Genomic DNA, 19,355 nt, shown 5'->3' on the forward strand with positions numbered 1-19,355 from the left:
CCAGACTGGTTTCTACAGTCACTCCTGAACAACCATATCGACAAACTGGTAGAGCGCTATTCCTGCCTGCGGGCATTCCGAACAGATCTGTTTTACCAGGATCATACCGCTAAGTATTTCCTGCAGGATCACCAGCAGCTCGAATGGGATATCCGAAAGCTGATGAACCGTATGATGCAACCCGAAGCGGTGGTCGGTTTCTTTTGGGTTATCGAATGGACTGAAGATCACCACTACCACGCTCACGTTGTCTTCTGGCTGGATGGCTGTAAAACCCAGAACACATATCCCTGGGCTCAACAAGCAGGTTTGCACTGGAGTGATATCACTGAGCGGGAAGGCTGGTATCACCGATGTGAGTTTAAAGAGCATTACACGGCCAATATCAATATTCCGGTGCGTTACAGCGATCCGGGCAGTATCGCCAATATCCGGCAGGTGCTGGCGTATATGGCCAAAGTTCAACAAAAGCAGGGGCTGCCGTTGTTTGGTTGCAATGAGGTCCCTGAGCGACCAGCAACCGGACGACCACGCAAGACTGACTTCTGAGTCAGTCTGTTTTTTACGTCAGCAATTCATAGTGTGACAACCACTCCGCAGTTCCCCTTTCAATCCCCTTAATCCATTCAATCGCATGGCGTCTGTTTGCCCTTCAAGGACGGCTTACGCCTGCCTGCAGGAACATGACTATGTTTGCTAAATCCTTTATTGCTCTCGACGGTAACGGTCGCCTGACCGGAGCTCGTACTGCGCAGACAGCGCCTTACGATCGCTATACCTGCCATCTGTGCAACAGCACAATGCAATACCATCCTGAATACGACACCGAACGCCCGTGGTTCGAACACACCGAAACGGGTCTCACCAGCAATGGTCGACAGCATTGTCCCTATGCCAATCCGGATGCGGGTGAAATGCACCTTGTTAGACGCCTGCAACTCATCCACTGCAATGCCGCTCCCAAGGCCAGTAAAGCCGATTGGCACTGCTCACAATGTGCGATCGATTACTATGGTGAACGCTATTGTCTGACCTGTAGCACCGGAGACTTCAGCCAACCAACAGATGCAGCATGATGAAAATATAGAAATACTTTATCACCACCAACGGGATCATTACATCACCGTTGGGCATGCCGCCAGTACAGAAGTCAGTGTCTGGAACTGCACACAATGTTGATGTGGTCTAATTCTGCACGCAGGCTCACAGCAGGAACAACGCAATAGCTAGAACTCTTGTACTCGTGAAAGTAAAATAAGGTATCTATCTTATCCCGTCCTATCTGAATGGTATAAAAATGTATTCAAATCATCAGTGTCTCTATCTGGCACAGTGGTTAACGTTAAGCGGCAAAGCCGAGGACTCACTTACACAGACCATCGCCAGCGCGCGGGTTGATATGAACCCCCATCAGGTAGAAGCAGCGATGTTTGCACTAGCATCTCCTTTATCTAGTGGCGTTATCCTAGCCGATGAGGTCGGGCTGGGGAAAACCATTGAGGCCAGCCTGATTTTGGCGCAAAAGTGGGCAGAACGACGCCGGAAATTATTGCTTATTGCTCCGGCAACGCTGCGTAAGCAGTGGAGTCAGGAACTTGAAGAGAAATTTTCATTACCTTCGCGGATTATCGAAGCAAAAAGCTTCAATCAAATGATCAAAGAGGGATGTGGTAATCCATTTGACATTGAAAACGCAACTGGGGAGGCTGCGATATGTATTTGTTCATACGAATTCGCTTCCCGTAAAGAACATGAATTGGCCCGTATCCCATGGGATCTGGTCGTCATGGATGAAGCCCATAAACTGCGAAATATCTACAAGAGCGATGGCGCTAAAACGGCCAAAAAGCTCAGTAGTGCATTATCTGGCAGGAAAAAAATTCTGCTCTCCGCTACGCCGCTTCAAAATAGTATCCTTGAGCTTTATGGTCTGGTTTCCGTTATTGACCCACATTTTTTCGGCGATTTGGCTTCGTTTAAGGCCCGTTATTCTCGGCAGAATATTGACGATGCAGAATTAGCGTTATTAAGGGTACGTCTGAATAAGATCTGTAACCGTACGCTTCGCCGACAGGTTCAGCAGGAAGGTGGTATCAGTTTTACCCGCCGTCATTCAATAACCGAAGATTTTCGCCCGACGGATGAAGAAGAAGCTCTCTATAAACAGGTTTCCTCTTATTTGCAGCAAGACGATCTACTGGCAATCAAAAGTGGTGCACGTCATCTAGTAACATTAGTCATTCGCAAAATTCTGGCCTCATCGTCCACTGCGATTCAGGGAACGCTGGAGACTATGATTCATCGTCTAGAAAATAAAATGCCGGTCTTAGATGCCCTGACTGATTATGAAAATTATGATGATTACAGTGATGAAGAAGGTATCGAGGATGAAGATACCATCGATCCTCGGGCTCTACAGGCAGAAATCGATCAGTTAAAAAGTTATAAAACGTTAGCGGCATCTATAACTAAAAACGCTAAGGCGGAGGCATTGTTAAGCGTTCTTAGTCGGGCTTTCAAATTCACAGTAGAACTGGGTGGATTGCGTAAAGCAGTCATTTTTACCGAGTCCGTGCGCACCCAAACCTGGCTAGCGCAACTGCTTTCAGACAATGGGTATGAAGGCGAAGTCGTGTTGCTCAACGGCAGTAACAGCGATGCGGCGTCTCGCAAGATTTATAGTGACTGGTTGGAGAAGCATCAAAACTCTGGCCGGGTTTCCGGTTCGCGTACGGCGGACATGAAGGCGGCGCTGGTCGAAAAATTTAGGGACGAAGGCACTCTGATGATATGTACCGAGGCCGGTGCAGAAGGTATCAACCTTCAGTTCTGCTCTCTGTTAATCAATTATGACTTACCTTGGAACCCGCAGCGGGTTGAGCAACGTATCGGGCGTGTTCACCGTTACGGACAAAAGCACGATGTTGTAGTGGTCAATTTCATTAATAAAGGCAACCGGGCCGATCAGCGTGTCTTTGAACTATTGAGCCAGAAGTTCCAGCTTTTTGAAGGCGTGTTTGGTGCATCCGATGATATTCTGGGATCGATAGAGTCGGGCGTTGATATTGAACGGCGTATCCATGAGATTTACCAGCACTGCCGCTCCGACGAGCAAATAGAACAGGAGTTTAATCAGCTCCAGGATGAACTCAAAGAGCAGCTGGAAAACCGGGAGAATGAAACCCGGCGTTCCTTATTTGAACATTTCGATGTAGATGTCGTCCGAAATCTAAAAACTCGACGCACAACGACCCTCGCACAGTTAAACGTTTATCAGGAAAATCTGCTGCTGCTAGCGGAAATGTTTCTAAGTGACAATAGCGATTTCCAGCACTCTGAAACTGGTTTTCGTTCCTCGGGAAAGTATTATGACGTTAGCTGGCCTGTTGCGGATGAAAAGGATGCAGAATTTTTCCGACCTAATCAGGGATACGGAAAGCAACTGATTGATGAGGCCCTACATGAGGGAAAAGACCTTTCCACATTGCCAGTTTGTCAGAAACTCCATTTCATCTACCAACCCAAGGCAGGACAATTGGCTGATGTAAAATTGCTTTGCCAACAATCAGGGCAGTTGTTACTAGCAAAAGTCAGTATTGGAAATCAAGAACAACAACGAGAGCAGCTACTTGTCGCTGCCGTAACGGAAAATGGTGAGGTAGTGGCGGAAGAAACCGCATCCCGTCTGCTTCGCTTGCCGTTGTCAGAGGTAACATCAATCGAAGAACAGCCTGTGTTACCCACTTTAACCGCACAATGTGAGGTTTTACGGAATTCTTTTATCCAGCAGGTCGAACGTGATAACGAACTTTATTACAATGAAGAAGTAGAAAAACTTGAACGCTGGTCAGAAGATCGTCGCATCGCGCTGGACCTACGCATCAAACAGTTAGATGCAGAAATTAAAGAAGCGCGTAAAACCGCCCGCCAACTTCCTTCGCTGAAAGAGAAGATGGAAGCTAAACGCTCCCTAAAGGCACTAGAACGCGAGCGGGACAACATCATGTTGCAGTATCATGATGAAAAGAAAAAAATTGAGCAGGAAGAAGACCGCCTGCTGGAAGAGGTTGAACAAAAGCTGGCGACAGAGATAACGTCCAGTCAATTATTTGCGGTGAGCTGGACATTGAATTCACCTTCCGCATGAAGTGTTGTTGTTTCAGGAGTCAATAATGGCTAACGGTAAAGTATTAAGGCAGCTGATAAAAGCGGGCGCGACGGGCGACACTGCTACGTTCCGTCGCGTTTCAGAAGCCATTATTGATGAGGAACGTCAGAAACAGCACCATCTTCTGGCTAACGATCTGGAGCATATTCTTTATGGCGATCACATTGTTCAGGCTTCGCGTTCACCTACGTTGCCTCCGGCACCGGTAGACAAAGAAAGGGGGCTGCCACTGTTGGATCTACGGCAGCCGCAGCGCAGCCTCGATGAAATGATCCTTCCAGCTACCAGTGCTACAGTGATCGATGAGCTCCTTGAAGAGCACCGGCGTAGCGATGTATTGCATAGCTATGGGATGAAAGCAGCCAGTAAAATCATGTTCTTCGGGCCACCAGGCTGCGGTAAAACGCTGGCAGCGGAGGTCATTGCCTTTGAGCTGGACATGCCGCTGGCAATTGTCCGCCTTGATGTATTGGTATCCTCATTTCTGGGTGAAACAGCCGCAAATCTGCGTAAAATTTTTGATTTTATTGCCCAACATCCGCTGGTGGTCTTGTTCGATGAATTTGATGCAATAGGTAAAGAACGCGGCGACAGCGGAGAACACGGCGAATTACGCAGGGTCGTCAATGCTGTACTGCAAATGATGGATGCTTATCAGGGCAAAAGTCTAATTCTGGCGGCCACCAACCATGAACATATTTTGGACAGCGCCATTTGGCGTCGTTTCGATGAAGTGATTGAATTTCCTCTGCCAGATCAGACGCAGTTACGCGAGTTGCTGGCGTTAAAGCTACGCGGCATTCGCCGACAGTTTGAACTGGACGATAATGAGTTGTTATCCTTGCTTCATGGCAAAAGTGGTGCAGATATCGAACGCATCGTTCGCCGAGCCACTAAACACATGATCCTGCGTCATCAGGAATTCCTGACGCTGAAAGATTTAAAAAACGCGATGCAGCGAGAGAACGCCAGAATTCACCGATAAGGGACTGCCATGACGGCGAATTATCAGCATCTAAATATTTCCAAAGCCCCTCTTCAGAATGACCGACGGACCCGCAGAGTCAATATGCCTCGTATTCGCAGAGGCGATTTACGTCAGCATGGGCAAATGTTATTGAACCAGCTCCAGACTCTGCGCCCGATGCTGACGCAGGTACCAGGCAGCGCCGCTGATGGTCGATATATACTCAAGCTGAACTACAGCGGCACGATGAACTTTTCGGCATTGATACATCATGGCGTAGAGTTTGTCAGTCAGGAAAATAAACAAGTTTGCGTAGTCTTTAGTGACGAGCAAGGGCTGGCTACATTTGCAGAACATCTGTCATCCCTCGGTCTAGGTAATACAGAACTAACCTACAAACAGATCCTGGAGGCGCTTGACGGTATCGAGGGCTGGTCGGCGGAAGATCGCAAAAGCTGGGCTCTTCGGCGTTATGGTTTTCCTGTAGCGGAACGCTTTAAACTGGATGTAGAGCTCTGGCCTATCGAAGTTGCGCATCATCCCAAACGTATCGATCTGTATACACGTTTTGAGCACTGGTTACAGGAGCAGGATATTTCCAGGCAGGATAAAGTCAATCTGGACAGCCTGTTAATGTACCGGGTCGAGGTTTCACTCGCGCAAGCGGAACACCTATTAGCTCATCGGGACGTTAGGTTTATTGATTTGCCACCCTCTAGTGGCATTAGCTATCAACAAATTAACCGGGACATCAATACACTTCCAGCTCGCCTGAGCTCGCCAGCGGAAAATGCGACCAGGATATGTATTCTGGATAGTGGTATTAATACCAACCATCCTTTGTTAAGCGCTGCCATTGCTGAAAGCGCCAGCTTTATTCCCGATCAAGATGCGTTTGATGAACAGGGGCATGGCACTGCCGTTGCCAGTATTGCGCTGTATGGTGATGTTGAAGCTTGTAACCAGAGCAATTTCTGGCAGCCTCAACTATGGCTGTATAATGGAAAAGTACTGAACGAGCAGGCTGAATTTAATGCCGAAACTATTGAAGCTACGCTTGCAGCCGCTGTTGCATATTTTACCGATCTCGGCTGCCGCATTTTCAACCTGTCATTGGGAAACGCTAATGCTCCCTACGACGGCAAACATATCCGCGGTATAGCGTATTTATTAGATACGTTGTCAAGGCAGTACAATGTACTCTTTGTCGTTTCTGCAGGAAACTTCGCTGGTAGTGACGAGCCTCCGGTACCGCAAAGCAGCTGGCGGGATGAGTATCCTGATTACCTGTTGCATGAGGCAAGCGTTATCATCGATCCAGCTCCTGCACTCAATGTAATGACAGTGGGCAGCATCGCCAGGCATAACGCAACGCACGATGCACAACGAAGACCTGAGGATATTCAGCATCTCTGCCCGGCAACAGAAAATCAACCTTCACCTTTTACCCGACATGGTCCATCAATAAAAGGGGCGTTTAAACCCGACGTTATGGCACACGGTGGCAGTGTCGCTTCCAATGTGCGGCAAGGGCAATGGCAGGCGCATATGCGTGGTTTGGGTGTATTAAGTTGCCATCACCAGTTTCAGGGCGCTACCTTGTTTAAGGAGCTCAGCGGTACCAGCTTCGCCGCACCGTATATTACGCATCTGGCAGGACGCCTGTTAAACGAATACCCGGATATGTCCGCCAGTATGTTACGGGCAATGCTGGTTAATCATGCATCTGTCCCTCAGGCGATGACGCAGGCTTTCCCGCAGGCGATGCGAGAAAGTTATAAAAACGCACCTACAACGAGAAACCGCGAGATAGAACGTGAGGTAACGGGTTACGGCATCATCGATGAAGATGCTTTATACCGCTCTTCAGAATATGTGGTGGTCATGCGATGTGAAGAGCAGATAGAAAATAACGCCCATCAGTTTTTTGAACTGCCCTTCCCGGCTTCTTTTTTAAGATCGCAGCGATCAACCCGTGAAATCCGCGTGACACTGGCTTACTCACCTGCTGTACGTACAACCCGGATGGATTATACCGCCACAAGGATCAGTTTCCGGCTGGTTAAAGGCCGCTCGCTTGACGAAGTACAGGCCAGTTTTAATCACCAGACACAGAGTGAAACGGAAACCCGCTCCGATGATGCCCAAACTAACCGGGTTGTATCTGCTCAACAGCGGGAACGCGGTACGGTACAATCATCAGTATGGACTTTCCGTCAGCGTAACCCGAATGAAAAATGGTTTATCGTTGTAACCCGTCAGGATAGAGATTGGGGCGAAGCATTCAGCAGCGAGCAGGAGCCTTACGCACTGGTAGTGACCGCGACCGATCGTGATAACGAACAGGCTCAGCTTTATACACAAATTCAGGCGCAGATCCGTGAACAGGAACGCGCGCGAGCACGTATTGGATAAAAAATAGATTATGTCAACAAAGCAAAAATTAGAACTTAACTGGATTGGTAAGCATAAGCGTCCTCGTTTGGAGCCGCGTATTCTGCTTGAAGATAAGGAGTTATCTTACGGCGATGCGGATAATGAGAACCTGCTAATTCATGGTGATAACCTGTTGGCTCTAAAGGCGTTGGAGCAAAATTATGCAGGGAAAGTCAAGTGTATCTTTATCGATCCACCGTACAATACAGGAAGTGCATTTAAGTATTATGAGGATGGATTAGAACATTCTGTATGGCTCTGTCTGATCAGAGATCGTCTAGAAATATTACGCACATTACTATCTGAGGATGGTTCAATTTGGATCACAATAGATGACAATGAAGCGCATTACCTGAAAATTGTATGCGACGAAGTATTCGGAAGAAATAACTTTCAATGTGATATTGCTTGGGAAAAAAGATATTCGCCACCACCCGATACAAAAGGGTTTGGTTACGTGCATGACCATATTCTTTGTTATAGTAAATCAAACAATTTCCAAAGAAATTACTTGCCTATGACGGAAGATCAAACAGGTCGATACAAGAATCCAGATAATGATCTGAGAGGTCCATGGAAAGCAATGGACTATACATGTAGATACTCAGCTGACGAACGCCCAAACCTTTATTATCCAATAATAAACCCCAATACTGGTGAAGAGGTCTGGCCGAATAAAACTCGAGTTTGGGCAATGTCAAAAGAAGTGAATGCTCAGCATGTGAAGGAAAATAGATTATGGTGGGGAAAAAGTGGTAAGAATAAAGTTCCTGCACTTAAGAATTTTTTTTCTGATGTCAATCAGGGCATGATGCCAATGTCACTATGGAAGCATACTCTGGCAGGGCACACTCAAGAAGCAATGAAAGAAATGTTGGCTCTGTTTGGCAACGATCCATTTACAACACCGAAACCAGAACGGCTATTACAGATAGTACTTACAATCGCTACAAATAAAGGGGATCTTGTCCTCGACTCCTTCGCAGGATCCGGGACAACTGGTGCAGTCGCTCACAAAATGGATCGCCGTTGGATCATGGTTGAGCTAGGCGAACACTGTAATACCCATATTGTACCCCGCCTTAAGAAAGTAATTAGTGGAGAAGATCTAGGCGGTATTTCTAAATCTGTTAACTGGCAAGGTGGTGGCGGATTCCGCTACTTCCATTTAGCTCCTTCATTACTCAAAAAAGATAACTGGGGCAACTGGGTGATAAATAAGGAATATAACGCCGAAATGCTGGCAGAAGCCATGTGTAAGCATATGAATTTTACCTACGCACCAAGTCCGACTCAATACTGGAATCATGGTTACAGTACAGAAACTGATTACATCTATGTCACTACCGGTTCTTTGGCTTATGAACAACTCAAAGTTATAAGTGAAGAGGTGGGAACTGAACGCACATTGTTGATCTGCTGCAAAGCCTTCATGACCGAAGGGGCAGACTTTCCTAATCTGACATTGGTAAAAATTCCTCGTGCCATTCTGAGTAAATGCGAATGGGATCAGGATGACTATAGCTTTACGCTAAATGTACTATCTGATTCAGAACAACCTGGCGATATTGACTACGACGAAGATACTGAAGGCGAAGAATAATTATGAGCCAAAGCAACGCCATAAAAATTGCCAATCGAATTAGTGCACGACTGTCACTGCGCGATCCGCAGGATGAATCATTACGCATCTTATGCGATGTGCTCGAACAGCTCGGTCTCAGCAAAGATCCCGATCTTAATCGCTGGATTGAATTGCTACGTCAACAGTATCCCACAGTCAAAGGGTTTGAACGAGCCTTCCCTTCACTATGCTTTGCACTGGCTACGGGTGTAGGTAAAACTCGCTTAATGGGAGCGATGATTGCCTGGCTATACTTAACCGGACGCAGTCGCCACTTTTTCGTACTAGCTCCGAACTTAACCATCTATGAAAAACTTAAGATGGATTTTTTACCCGGCTCGCCAAAGTATGTTTTTCAGGGCATTCCTGAACTGGCACAAACACCACCGGTACTAATTACTGGTGATGACTATCAGGAAGGGCGAGGCGTTCGTCTGGATTATGCGATTGCTGAAAGCAAAACGGGTGATCTTTTTGGCAGCGAAACAGCTCCACACATTAATATCTTCAATATTTCCAAAATCAACGCGCTGGAAAATGCCAAAGGTGCAACTAAATCCAAAGTCGCTAAAATCCGACGCATTCAGGAATACGTCGGAGAATCTTATTTTAGCTATCTTGCAAACTTGCCCGATTTAGTTGTTTTGATGGATGAAGCCCACCGTTACTATGCTAGTGCGGGTGCACAAGCGCTTAACGATCTTAACCCAGTATTAGGTATTGAATTAACCGCCACCCCGAAAACCGTAGGTGCAAACCCACGTGATTTTAAAAATATTATTTATCACTATCCCCTTTCGCGTGCACTAAAAGACGGATACGTCAAAATTCCAGCTGTTGCTACGCGCAAAGACTTCCGTGCTGCCAACTACTCTGAAGAGCAGTTGGAAAAAATTAAGCTGGAAGACGGAATCCACCATCATGAATACGTGAAAACGGAACTAACCAGCTTTGCCAACAACACCGGTAACAAACTGGTCAAACCTTTTATGCTAGTCGTTGCGCAGGATACCGATCATGCGGACAGGCTAAAAGTACGCATTGAACACGACGATTTTTTCAATGGCGCTTACAAAGGCAAAGTAATCACCGTTCACTCGAACCAAACGGGTGAAGAATCAGAAGAAACTATGCAGCGACTTTTGGCCGTCGAGCATGACAAAGACACCGAAATCGTCATTCATGTCAACAAGTTAAAAGAGGGATGGGACGTTACAAATCTGTACACTATCGTTCCATTACGTGCTTCTGCCTCTGAAATCCTGACTGAGCAGACCATAGGCCGAGGACTGCGCCTTCCCTACGGCAAAAGAACCGGCGTCGAAGCCGTCGATCGCCTGACGATTATTGCCCATGACCGTTTTCAGGAGATTATCGATCGTGCCAATAACGATGACTCGATTATCAAGAAAGTTCTGTATATCGGGCTGGATGATGATGAAAACGGTATTCCAGAAGTAAAACCCCAGCAAATTATCGTACCATCAATGGCTGAATTCCTGTTGGGAAATCAAATCATTGATAATAATGGGTTGCAGGCTTGTGAACCTCAAGCAATATATCAGACAAACTCCATATCAAAACCGGTACTCAATACGGAAACAGAACGTAAAGTCGCAGAACTCACGTTTAAAGTGGTGTCAGAAGAAGCTAAACGGTTAACCAGCAGTCAGCAACTCAGCGCGCCAGAGGTGAAAGCAAACGTAACTCGACGGGTACAACAAGCCTTGCGTGAATGGGAAGTGACTCAACATCAAATCTCATCGTCTTCGGATCAACTCGATTTGACGGAAATGATTGAAGAGCAAGTTGAACAGCCAAGTTTCCTTTCAATGGAGGATACGGAAGTTCAGGAGTTGGTCGGGACGATCACCGAAAAACTGATGGAATATACTATCGATATTCCTCGAATCGTGGTTTTGCCAGAACGTGAAGTCAATTACGGGTTTAATGATTTCAACCTTTCCGGATTAGATCGCATTGCGCTCAAACCCGGCAGTAAAGAGCTCTTACTCACGCATCTGGAAAATAACGAACAGCGGACAATCAGTTGGCAGGAAGGTGGAGAAGCGGAAGAACGGCTAGAAAACTATCTCATTCGTTATCTGCTCGACCATGATGAAATTGATTACGACGAACATGCCTACATGCTTTACAAACTGGCCGGACAGATGGTGAACCATTTGTGCAGTTATCAGGCGGAGGAAGATGCAGAATCCGTTCTGAAAAATGCGGGTCGGCAGCTGGCTGAATTTATATGGGTGCAAATCAAACAGAATATGTGGACAACGCCAACAGGCTATACCGGACGTATAACTCAGGGCTTTGATGTAATACATCCAGCGACGTTCAATTTTGCCGGTAATGAAAAACCGAGAGATTTCCGTATTGCAGTTCCCGCAGGAGAAAAAAATAAAGTCCGCCAGATGATTTTCACTGGTTTTACTAAATGCTGTTACCCTTATCAGAAATTTGACTCTGTAGATGGGGAGCTCCGCCTAGCTCAAATATTGGAGAATGACCCCTCAGTGATTCGTTGGATGAAACCTCGCCCAGGTCAGTTCCGTATCGAATATGCTAATGGTAGAAATTATGAACCTGATTTCGTTGTCGAAATGGACAATGGCTATTGCCTGATTGAACCGAAAAAAGCGACAGAAATCGACACGCCAGAAGTTCAGGCCAAAACGCGAGCGGCTATCCGTTGGTGCGAATTTGCAAATCAAAATGCTGAGAAACTTAATGGGAAATCATGGCAATATGCTCTTATCCCCCATGATGAAATTGAGTTAAGTCGTTCAATTTCTGGACTAATGGCTGATTTTATGATGAATAATAGTTTATCTGTATAATAGCCATTTTGGAGTAATGACGAGAACCATCCTTAGACGGTATAATGCTATCTAAGGATGGTTTAACATAAAAAAAGATAAAAAATGAATCTAGGAAATGAGTTCCCTAAAAAGCAGAATGTTTATAAAGGCATGTGGTATTTAATCACTAACACCAAACTATTTGTATTATCCGCAGCCGAAAACTCAATGGCATTTGAGCTTGAGAAAGAAGAGTATCAACGGAAGCTCGAACAAGGAAATTACAGTCTTGATCCAAAAAATCATACCTACTCTCATCCCCAGAGGCTAAAAGAATTACGAACTTTGTTACTCAAGACAACAGTCTATATTTTTAGCATTATTATTTTAATAGCAGGCATTGGTTTTTATACGGGAGAATTAAAAATAACACCCCATCTATCATGGAAAAATAGCGTCAGCGCTTTAGGTATTATTTTAATTTCATGGTCTACATTATTTCAATTAGGCTGGGGAAATGGCACATGGAGTGGAACGTGCCTGGATGAATTGGTAAGAAATTCTCTTTTTCGTCATATTTTTAGCATTGGTTTATTTTTGAGTTTATTATATTTCGTTCTGCCAGAATGACTATCCCACCTCCTCCCTACTAAATCTGTAGCTTATTCATAATGAGCTTTTAGGGAGCAGATTGTCCGACAAAGGGCAACAATGATCATTATCCCTTACAATAGATCCATTTTTGGCAGAATTAAGGCGGCACTTCACGCCGCCGCCCATGATCAGCGCCATTCAACAATTTGAATTATAATCACGTTTTATTATTGGTTTTCCCATAATTAAACGGACTAACCCCCTTCTCCCGATTCGCATCCAGATAATCAGCCCACCACTGCAGCATCAACCTACGTTCTCCCAGATGTTCCGCCTTATGGATGTAAGCCGCCCGTACAGAACTACGCTCCTGGTGGCTCATCTGTCGCTCTACTGCATCCCTCGACCACAATCCCGATTCAATCAAAGAACTACACGCCATCGTCCTGAAACCATGCCCACACACTTCTGTTTTCGTGTCATAGCCCATCACTCGCAAAGCCTTGTTCACCGTATTCTCACTCATGGGTTTGCGCGGATCGTGATCGCCAACGAAGATCAGCTCACGGTTCCCATTCATGCTTTTGATCTTTTCCAGAATAGCTAAGGCCTGACGCGATAAGGGAACAAGATGGGGCGTTCGCATCTTCGAACCACGCTGCGAATACTTAACTCCTTCCAGCGGTTCACGCTCACCTGGAATCGTCCACATGCCCGTTTCAAAATCGACTTCTGACCAGCGGGCAAACCGCAGTTCACTTGAACGGATAAAGACTAACAAGGTAAGTTCGACAGCAAGTCGGGTTAATGGTCTTCCGGAATAGTGATCAATACGATGAAGTAATTCAGGTATGCGGTTAAGCTCCAGAGCAGCACGGTGCTGTCTTTTAGCCGTAGCAACTGCACCGGCAATCTCTTGTGCGGGGTTGTAGTCAATTAAGCCGCTCTGAACGGCAAAGCGCATAATCGCGGTAGTGCGCTGCTGTAAACGGGCGGCGACTTCAAGACGCCCGGATGATTCCACCGCTTTGATGGGTACAAGCAGATCACGCGTCTTCAGCTCGGCAATGTTCCGCTTACCGATAGTAGTAAAGAGATTATCTTCCAGGCTTTTCAATACACGAGCACTATGCGATGTAGACCATTTCTGATTGCTGGCATGCCAGTCTCTGGCGACCACTTCAAACGTTATCGCCTCTTGCTCCTGCTCTACCTTAACGGCTTTCTTGTTCTCACTGGGATCGATGCCATTAGCTATTAGCTTACGGGCTTCATCCCGGCGCCCCCTGGCATCGGCCAGCGAGACTTCAGGGTATTTCCCCAGCGCCAGCATCTTCTCCTTACCGCCAAAACGATAACGAAGCCGCCAGTATTTGGAACCGTTAGGGTGAACCAGCAAAACCATGCCTTCACCGTCAGTTAGTTTATAGGCTTTTGCTTCAGGCTTAGCCGAACGAACCTTCACATCACTCAGAGCCATGATGAGTATCCTTTCAAGGGTTCTGTGTGGGTACAAACATTATCGAACCGGGATATACCCGCAGTTGTACCCGCATCAGTAAGTTGATGTAGATTGAATCAGGTTGACTTAGGTTGAGTGAAAAAGCGAGGAAAGCCTTGCGGATACTGGATTTCAGGCACAAAAAAAGACGTCCGTTGACGCCTATTGATGTTCCGATGGTGCCGAAGGCCGGACTCGAACCGGCACGTATTTCTACGGTTGATTTTGAATCAACTGCGTCTACCGATTTCGCCACTCCGGCACGGAAAGGATACGGAAAACGTTCTGGATTATACCTGTCACTGGCTGCTGCGCAAGCGGCAGAATGCGATTGCCGCGCTAAGTGTTGAAAAAAACAGCGCAAGCCGCATTTCGGCCAACATTCAATACGTTCCGCAAGTAAACCTCTCGTTCTCACCTTTCCCACTCGCGGTTTCCTCTTTCTCCGAGTCTGCTCGCAAAATCCTGCAAACGCCTCAATTCGGTTTACATTTTCGGCAATTTGTTATCAGATCCTGTTATTAGTACGCGTAATAACGCCGGTACTTTCCCAAAACAGGATTTCCGCAATGCGCTTCTATCAGATAGAACCAACGCTGGAGAACTACTGGCGCGGCATTATTCTTTTTGGCAAAAACGTCGCCTCCTATAAGTTTGCGCTGGCGCATGCGCTGTACGATATCCGCCGCGACGGTAGCGATCTGATACGCCTCGAGGAGCTGGCGGTGCCGTTCAGCCAGCATCTGTGTCGCCATCTTGAGCAGGCCCCCAAACAGATCACGTCGCCAAAAAGCCAGTATCTCAGCGCCTGTAGCCGCTTCAATCGCCAGGAGATAACCCAGGATCAGCTCATCGCGGCAACGGTTAAGCTCGGCTTTAGCGTGGTGCTGGATAAATTTCATAACGTGAATCAGGGCGAAATCGCCAGGCGCTTTTTTATCGACGAGCGTAAAACGCATCAAGGCATCCGTCTGACCGACGACTTTTATTCTCTGACGGAGCGCCAGCAGTACCAGAACCTGATCCACGAAACGGACGCCCGCTGGCGTCTGGTGGAACAGGCGTGGGCGATGAACATCGCCAGCAGCCTGATCGCCGTGGAATATGATGCCGCCGAACAGCAGCTCTTCAGCACCCTGAATACCCGACGAGTTGCCATCTCCAGCTGTCGCGACAGCCTGAACGGCTACCAAAAAGGCCGCTGCTTTTACTGCTATGCGCCGATCAGTCTCGAAAGCGGAGATGAGAACCTGGCCGACGTTGACCACTTTATCCCGTGGGCGGCGCGCGGCGAGGTGGCGAATATCAACGGCGTCTGGAACCTGGTTCTCGCCTGCAAGAGCTGCAACCGCGGGGAGAAAGGCAAGTTTATGCGGGTACCGTCGGCAAAATTGCTGCGCCGCCTGCGCGACAGAAACGAATATTTTATTACCAGCCACCTTCCCTTGCGTGAAACCTTAATCCGTCAGACCGGCAACACGACCGCCCGCCGCGATGACTTCCTCGCCAAAATCTGGAACACTGCGCGCATTACGCTCCTTCATGAATGGGAACCTCAGGCCGCCGGAACGGATATATTCTGATGACAATCAACTACTACCAGCAGAACGCTGACAGCTTTGTGGCTTCAACCGTCGCTGTCGATATGACCTCTCTGTACGCGCCTTTTATCAGGGCGATTGAACCGAACGGGCTGATCCTCGATGCGGGATGCGGCTCCGGACGCGATGCCAAAGCCTTTGCCGATATGGGCTACCGGGTCGAGGCGTTTGACGCCTCACCGGCAATGGTCGAGCGGGCTGCGCAACACAGCGGGCTGGCCGTGCGTCAGGCGACCTTTCAAAGTATCAGCGAAAGCGCACGGTATGACGGCATCTGGTGCTGCGCTTCGCTGCTGCACGTTCCCGCCGCGGAGCTGCCGGGAGTGATGCACAAACTGGCTACGGCCCTCAAACCCGGCGGCGTCTGGTACGTCTCATTTAAATACGGTTCAGGCGAGCGAGAAAAAGAGGGGCGGCGGTTTACCGATCTCGATGAAGCAGGGCTGACGGCGCTGGTCGAACCGCTGGCGGGTATCCGTCTTGCCAACATGTGGCAGACGGTGGATAAGCGCCCGGAGCGGAGCGAAATCTGGCTCAACGCGCTGTTGATCAAAAGCTGAACTATCGCGATGGCTTCTCTCTCGCGGAGAAGCCGGCTTACGCAAGCTTCCCCCCTCCTTCTGCCAAGCGTCCCCTCGCCCCATGCTCTACACTTCCTTCTTAACTACGCCAAACCCAAGGAAACTGTCATGAGCACTATTAAAAGTTACGCCGCCAAAGAAGCGGGCGCCGATCTGTCGCTGTGGGAGTACGATGCCGGCGACCTTAAGCCGGAAGATGTCGAAGTGCAAGTGGAGTACTGCGGGATCTGCCACTCCGACCTGTCGATGATCGACAACGAATGGGGCATGTCGAGCTATCCGCTGGTGGCCGGTCACGAGGTGATTGGCCGGGTGGCGGCGCTGGGCAGCGCGGCGCAGGATAAGGGGCTGAAGGTTGGCCAGAAGGTCGGCATTGGCTGGACGGCGCGCAGCTGTGGCCACTGCGACGCCTGTATCAGCGGCAACCACGTGAACTGTCTGGAAGGCTCGGTGCCCACCATCATCAACCGCGGCGGCTTCGCCGATAAGCTGCGCGCCGACTGGCAATGGGTGATCCCGCTGCCGGAAAACGTCGATCTTGAATCCGCCGGGCCGATGCTCTGCGGCGGCATTACCGTCTTCAAGCCGCTGCTGATGCATCACGTCACGGCGAACAGCCGCGTCGGCGTCATCGGCATTGGCGGCCTCGGCCATATCGCCATCAAGCTGCTGCACGCGATGGGCGCGGAAGTCACCGCCTTCAGCTCCAATCCGGCGAAAGAGCAGGAAGTGCTGGCAATGGGCGCCGATCGCGTAGTGAACAGCCGCGATCCCGAAGCCTTAAAGGCGCTGGCCGGCCAGTTCGACCTGATTATCAACACCGTCGCCGTCGACCTCGACTGGCAGCCGTACTTTGAAGCGCTGGCGTACGGCGGCAACTTCCACACCGTCGGCGCGGTAATGAAGCCGTTCCCGGTCCCCGCTTTTACCCTGATTGGCGGCGACCGCAGCATCTCCGGCTCGGCCACCGGCAACCCGTCCGAGCTGCGCAAGCTGATGAAATTTGCCGGACGCAGCAAAGTCGCGCCAACCACCGAGCTGTTCCCGATGTCGCAGATCAACGAGGCGCTGAAGCACGTTCGCGAGGGCAAGGCCCGCTACCGCGTGGTGCTGAAAGCCGACTTCTGATCGTTCCTCGTCATGCTTCAGGCCGCAGCCGCGCGGCCTGAACGCCACTGATCGGGATGATGCCGGGCGGCCCGTCTGCCCGGCGCTTGTTTCCCTGGTCATTAAACCGTCATCTCCCCGCCATACGTTTGCAGTCAATCCTTCTCACAATCCGGGCTTCTACAAACGCCTGAATGAGACGTCCGCCACCATGAGAAAAACCTGGCTCCCCTGGCTGATACTGTCGCCTTCCCTGCTGTTTTTATTGCTGTTTACCTGGTTCCCCCTCGGGCGATCGATTTATGACAGCCTGTTCGATACCCGCATAGTCAGCGACGGCGGCCAGTATGTCGGGCTGGAGAACTTCAGTCGTCTGTTCGCCGACAGCGTCTTCTGGCAGTCGCTGGTGAATAACCTGCTTTATATCCTGCTGACGGTGGTACCGGGCGTGACGCTCGCCCTGCTGCTGGCGGTCGCCCTGACCGAGAATCACCGCGTCAACCGCTGGCTGCGCACCGCCTTCTTCTTCCCGATGATTATCCCGATGGTCAGCGCCGCCGCGCTGTGGCTGTTTATCTTTATGCCCGGCCTGGGCCTGCTCGACCACTATCTGGCAAAGCTGTTCGGCCCGATGAACAACAACTGGCTGGGGCGCAGCAATAGCGCGCTGCTGGCGCTGGCGCTGATTGGGGTGTGGAAGTTCGCCGGTTACTACATGCTGTTTTTCCTCGCAGGGCTGCAAAGCATTCCGGCCTCCACGCGCGAAGCAGCGATAATGGAAGGCGCCACCCGCACGCAGGTGTTCTTTAATGTGACGCTGCCGCTGCTGCGCCCGACCCTGAGCTTCGTGATAACCACGGCGCTGATCTACTCCATCACCCAGATCGACCACGTGGCGGTGATGACCCGCGGCGGGCCGGATAACGCCACGACCGTGCTGCTCTACTACATCCAGAACCTCGCCTGGGACACCCATGATTTAGGTAAAGCTTCCGCCGCCACCTTCCTGACGCTGGCCGGGCTGTTTGCCTTCTCGCTGATTAACCTCAAACTGCTGGAGAAAGGAGCGCACTATGAGCGCTGAAATCTCGCCGCTGGCGCTGCGATCGCACAGCGCATCCCGCCCGCTCTGGCTGCGCCTGCGCCGCTCGCAGCCCTTTACGCTCACGGTATTAATGTGCTGCCTGGCGCTGCTGTGGATGAGCCCGTTTTTATGGATGCTGGCAACCTCGTTTAGCGCCACGACCTTCGGCGAGGATATGGCCTCCCTGCTGCCCCGTATGCCGCTGACGCTGGATAACTTCCGCGATGCCTGGGACAGCGCCGACTGGCTGAGCCTCTACGCCAACACCCTTATCTTCACCTTCGGCACCTTCTTCGCGCAGCTGTTGACCATCACCACCGCCGGCTACGTCTTCGCCTGCCACGAGTTCCGCGGCAAGAAGACGCTGTTCCTGATGTTCCTCGTCCAGCTGATGATCATGCCGGTGGTGATGATGGTGCCGAACATGTTGACCCTGAAAACCTTCGGCCTGCTCAACACCCTCACTGGGGTAATGATGCCCTACTTCACCTCGGCGTTCGGCGTGTTCCTGATGCGTCAGGCGTTTCTGGCCATACCCAAAGAGCTGGAAGAGGCGGCGCTGATGGAGGGCTGTCGCTGGTGGCAGGTGCTGTTCCGCGTGCTGCTGCCGATGTCCTGGCCGTCGGTGCTGGCCTTCGCCACCGTCAGCATTACCTACCACTGGAACGAGTATCTGTGGCCGCTGATGATGCTGAACGACCCGGACAAACAGGTGCTGACCGTGGGGCTGGTCTCGTTCGCCATGGGCGCCGAATCCGGCGGTCAGTGGGGCATCATCGGCGCCGGCACGCTGATGGTCTGCCTGCCGCTGATGCTCGCGTTCATCCTCTTCCAGAAACAGTTCCTGCGAAGCTTCGGCTTCTCCGGGATCAAATAAGG

Annotated in this window: 14 protein-coding genes and 1 tRNA gene; 13 read left to right on the top strand and 2 right to left on the bottom strand. The window is 49.7% G+C overall.

The window, feature by feature from the left end; genetic code table 11:
• Positions 1 to 24: 24 nt before the first annotated feature.
• The 8 genes from CMQ96_RS23530 to CMQ96_RS28715 all read left to right on the top strand — a co-directional run bounded on the left by CMQ96_RS23530 (position 25) and on the right by CMQ96_RS28715 (position 12,638).
• Positions 25 to 549, top strand: a complete 525-nt coding sequence (locus CMQ96_RS23530) for an inovirus-type Gp2 protein (protein WP_098067412.1) — start codon at positions 25 to 27, stop codon at positions 547 to 549.
• A gap of 140 nt (positions 550 to 689) precedes the next feature.
• On the top strand, positions 690 to 1,076 hold the full coding sequence (locus tag CMQ96_RS23535; protein ID WP_098067413.1) for a putative zinc ribbon protein: 387 nt from the start codon (positions 690 to 692) through the stop codon (positions 1,074 to 1,076).
• A 221-nt stretch (positions 1,077 to 1,297) separates the two neighbouring features.
• Positions 1,298 to 4,147, top strand: coding sequence for an SNF2-related protein (locus tag CMQ96_RS23540; protein ID WP_098067414.1), 2,850 nt, complete (start codon positions 1,298 to 1,300; stop codon positions 4,145 to 4,147).
• A 25-nt stretch (positions 4,148 to 4,172) separates the two neighbouring features.
• A complete protein-coding gene (locus CMQ96_RS23545) occupies positions 4,173 to 5,153 on the top strand; it encodes an AAA family ATPase (RefSeq protein ID WP_098067415.1) in 981 nt (326 codons plus the stop codon).
• A gap of 9 nt (positions 5,154 to 5,162) precedes the next feature.
• Positions 5,163 to 7,550, top strand: a complete 2,388-nt coding sequence (locus CMQ96_RS23550) for a S8 family peptidase (RefSeq protein WP_098067416.1) — start codon at positions 5,163 to 5,165, stop codon at positions 7,548 to 7,550.
• Between the two features lie 10 nt (positions 7,551 to 7,560).
• The gene (locus CMQ96_RS23555) at positions 7,561 to 9,174 is read left to right on the top strand and encodes a site-specific DNA-methyltransferase (protein ID WP_098067417.1); all 1,614 of its coding nucleotides are present in this window, start codon (positions 7,561 to 7,563) and stop codon (positions 9,172 to 9,174) included.
• Between the two features lie 2 nt (positions 9,175 to 9,176).
• Complete coding sequence (locus tag CMQ96_RS23560; RefSeq protein WP_098067418.1) at positions 9,177 to 12,047, top strand: DEAD/DEAH box helicase family protein; 2,871 nt, start codon at positions 9,177 to 9,179, stop codon at positions 12,045 to 12,047.
• 84 nt (positions 12,048 to 12,131) lie between these two features.
• Positions 12,132 to 12,638, top strand: coding sequence for a hypothetical protein (locus CMQ96_RS28715; RefSeq protein ID WP_176519007.1), 507 nt, complete (start codon positions 12,132 to 12,134; stop codon positions 12,636 to 12,638).
• A gap of 181 nt (positions 12,639 to 12,819) precedes the next feature.
• Here the strand turns inward: CMQ96_RS28715 and CMQ96_RS23570 are convergent, their stop codons facing one another.
• Together CMQ96_RS23570 and CMQ96_RS23575 are read right to left on the bottom strand one after the other, a co-directional pair.
• Positions 12,820 to 14,082, bottom strand: coding sequence for an integrase arm-type DNA-binding domain-containing protein (locus CMQ96_RS23570; protein ID WP_098067419.1), 1,263 nt, complete (start codon positions 14,080 to 14,082; stop codon positions 12,820 to 12,822).
• A gap of 198 nt (positions 14,083 to 14,280) precedes the next feature.
• Positions 14,281 to 14,365 (bottom strand) — tRNA-Leu (locus CMQ96_RS23575).
• 307 nt (positions 14,366 to 14,672) lie between these two features.
• Between CMQ96_RS23575 and CMQ96_RS23580 the strand changes: the two genes are divergently transcribed.
• The 5 genes from CMQ96_RS23580 to CMQ96_RS23600 all read left to right on the top strand — a co-directional run bounded on the left by CMQ96_RS23580 (position 14,673) and on the right by CMQ96_RS23600 (position 19,353).
• Positions 14,673 to 15,686 carry an HNH endonuclease domain-containing protein gene (locus CMQ96_RS23580; protein WP_098067420.1) on the top strand — a complete coding sequence of 338 codons (1,014 nt, stop codon included), beginning with the start codon at positions 14,673 to 14,675 and terminating at the stop codon, positions 15,684 to 15,686.
• Entirely contained in the window at positions 15,686 to 16,264 is a 579-nt protein-coding gene (locus CMQ96_RS23585) for a bifunctional 2-polyprenyl-6-hydroxyphenol methylase/3-demethylubiquinol 3-O-methyltransferase UbiG (protein WP_098067421.1), read from the top strand. The genes CMQ96_RS23580 and CMQ96_RS23585 overlap by 1 nt, the downstream gene beginning before the upstream one ends.
• Positions 16,265 to 16,393: 129 nt before the next feature.
• The gene (locus tag CMQ96_RS23590; protein WP_004108819.1) at positions 16,394 to 17,413 is read left to right on the top strand and encodes an NAD(P)-dependent alcohol dehydrogenase; all 1,020 of its coding nucleotides are present in this window, start codon (positions 16,394 to 16,396) and stop codon (positions 17,411 to 17,413) included.
• A gap of 190 nt (positions 17,414 to 17,603) precedes the next feature.
• Positions 17,604 to 18,476, top strand: a complete 873-nt coding sequence (locus CMQ96_RS23595; RefSeq protein WP_098067422.1) for a carbohydrate ABC transporter permease — start codon at positions 17,604 to 17,606, stop codon at positions 18,474 to 18,476.
• Complete coding sequence (locus CMQ96_RS23600; RefSeq protein ID WP_004136134.1) at positions 18,466 to 19,353, top strand: carbohydrate ABC transporter permease; 888 nt, start codon at positions 18,466 to 18,468, stop codon at positions 19,351 to 19,353. Before CMQ96_RS23595 ends, CMQ96_RS23600 begins: the two co-directional genes overlap by 11 nt.
• The last annotated feature ends 2 nt before the right edge of the window (positions 19,354 to 19,355 follow it).

The organism is Klebsiella sp. MBT K-1 (genome assembly GCF_002556465.1).
GTDB classification, from domain to species: Bacteria; Pseudomonadota; Gammaproteobacteria; order Enterobacterales; family Enterobacteriaceae; genus Klebsiella; species Klebsiella grimontii.

Excerpts from the sequence above, each read along its gene's own strand:
- CMQ96_RS23535 (WP_098067413.1), top strand. The coding sequence starts at position 690 with ATGTTTGCTAAATCCTTTATTGCTCTCGACGGTAACGGTCGCCTGACC.
- CMQ96_RS23540 (WP_098067414.1), top strand. The coding sequence starts at position 1,298 with ATGTATTCAAATCATCAGTGTCTCTATCTGGCACAGTGGTTAACGTTA.
- CMQ96_RS23545 (WP_098067415.1), top strand. The coding sequence starts at position 4,173 with ATGGCTAACGGTAAAGTATTAAGGCAGCTGATAAAAGCGGGCGCGACG.
- CMQ96_RS23550 (WP_098067416.1), top strand. The coding sequence starts at position 5,163 with ATGACGGCGAATTATCAGCATCTAAATATTTCCAAAGCCCCTCTTCAG.
- CMQ96_RS23555 (WP_098067417.1), top strand. The coding sequence starts at position 7,561 with ATGTCAACAAAGCAAAAATTAGAACTTAACTGGATTGGTAAGCATAAG.
- CMQ96_RS23560 (WP_098067418.1), top strand. The coding sequence starts at position 9,177 with ATGAGCCAAAGCAACGCCATAAAAATTGCCAATCGAATTAGTGCACGA.
- CMQ96_RS28715 (WP_176519007.1), top strand. The coding sequence starts at position 12,132 with ATGAATCTAGGAAATGAGTTCCCTAAAAAGCAGAATGTTTATAAAGGC.
- CMQ96_RS23570 (WP_098067419.1), bottom strand. The coding sequence starts at position 14,082 with ATGGCTCTGAGTGATGTGAAGGTTCGTTCGGCTAAGCCTGAAGCAAAA.
- CMQ96_RS23580 (WP_098067420.1), top strand. The coding sequence starts at position 14,673 with ATGCGCTTCTATCAGATAGAACCAACGCTGGAGAACTACTGGCGCGGC.
- CMQ96_RS23585 (WP_098067421.1), top strand. The coding sequence starts at position 15,686 with ATGACAATCAACTACTACCAGCAGAACGCTGACAGCTTTGTGGCTTCA.
- CMQ96_RS23590 (WP_004108819.1), top strand. The coding sequence starts at position 16,394 with ATGAGCACTATTAAAAGTTACGCCGCCAAAGAAGCGGGCGCCGATCTG.
- CMQ96_RS23595 (WP_098067422.1), top strand. The coding sequence starts at position 17,604 with ATGAGAAAAACCTGGCTCCCCTGGCTGATACTGTCGCCTTCCCTGCTG.
- CMQ96_RS23600 (WP_004136134.1), top strand. The coding sequence starts at position 18,466 with ATGAGCGCTGAAATCTCGCCGCTGGCGCTGCGATCGCACAGCGCATCC.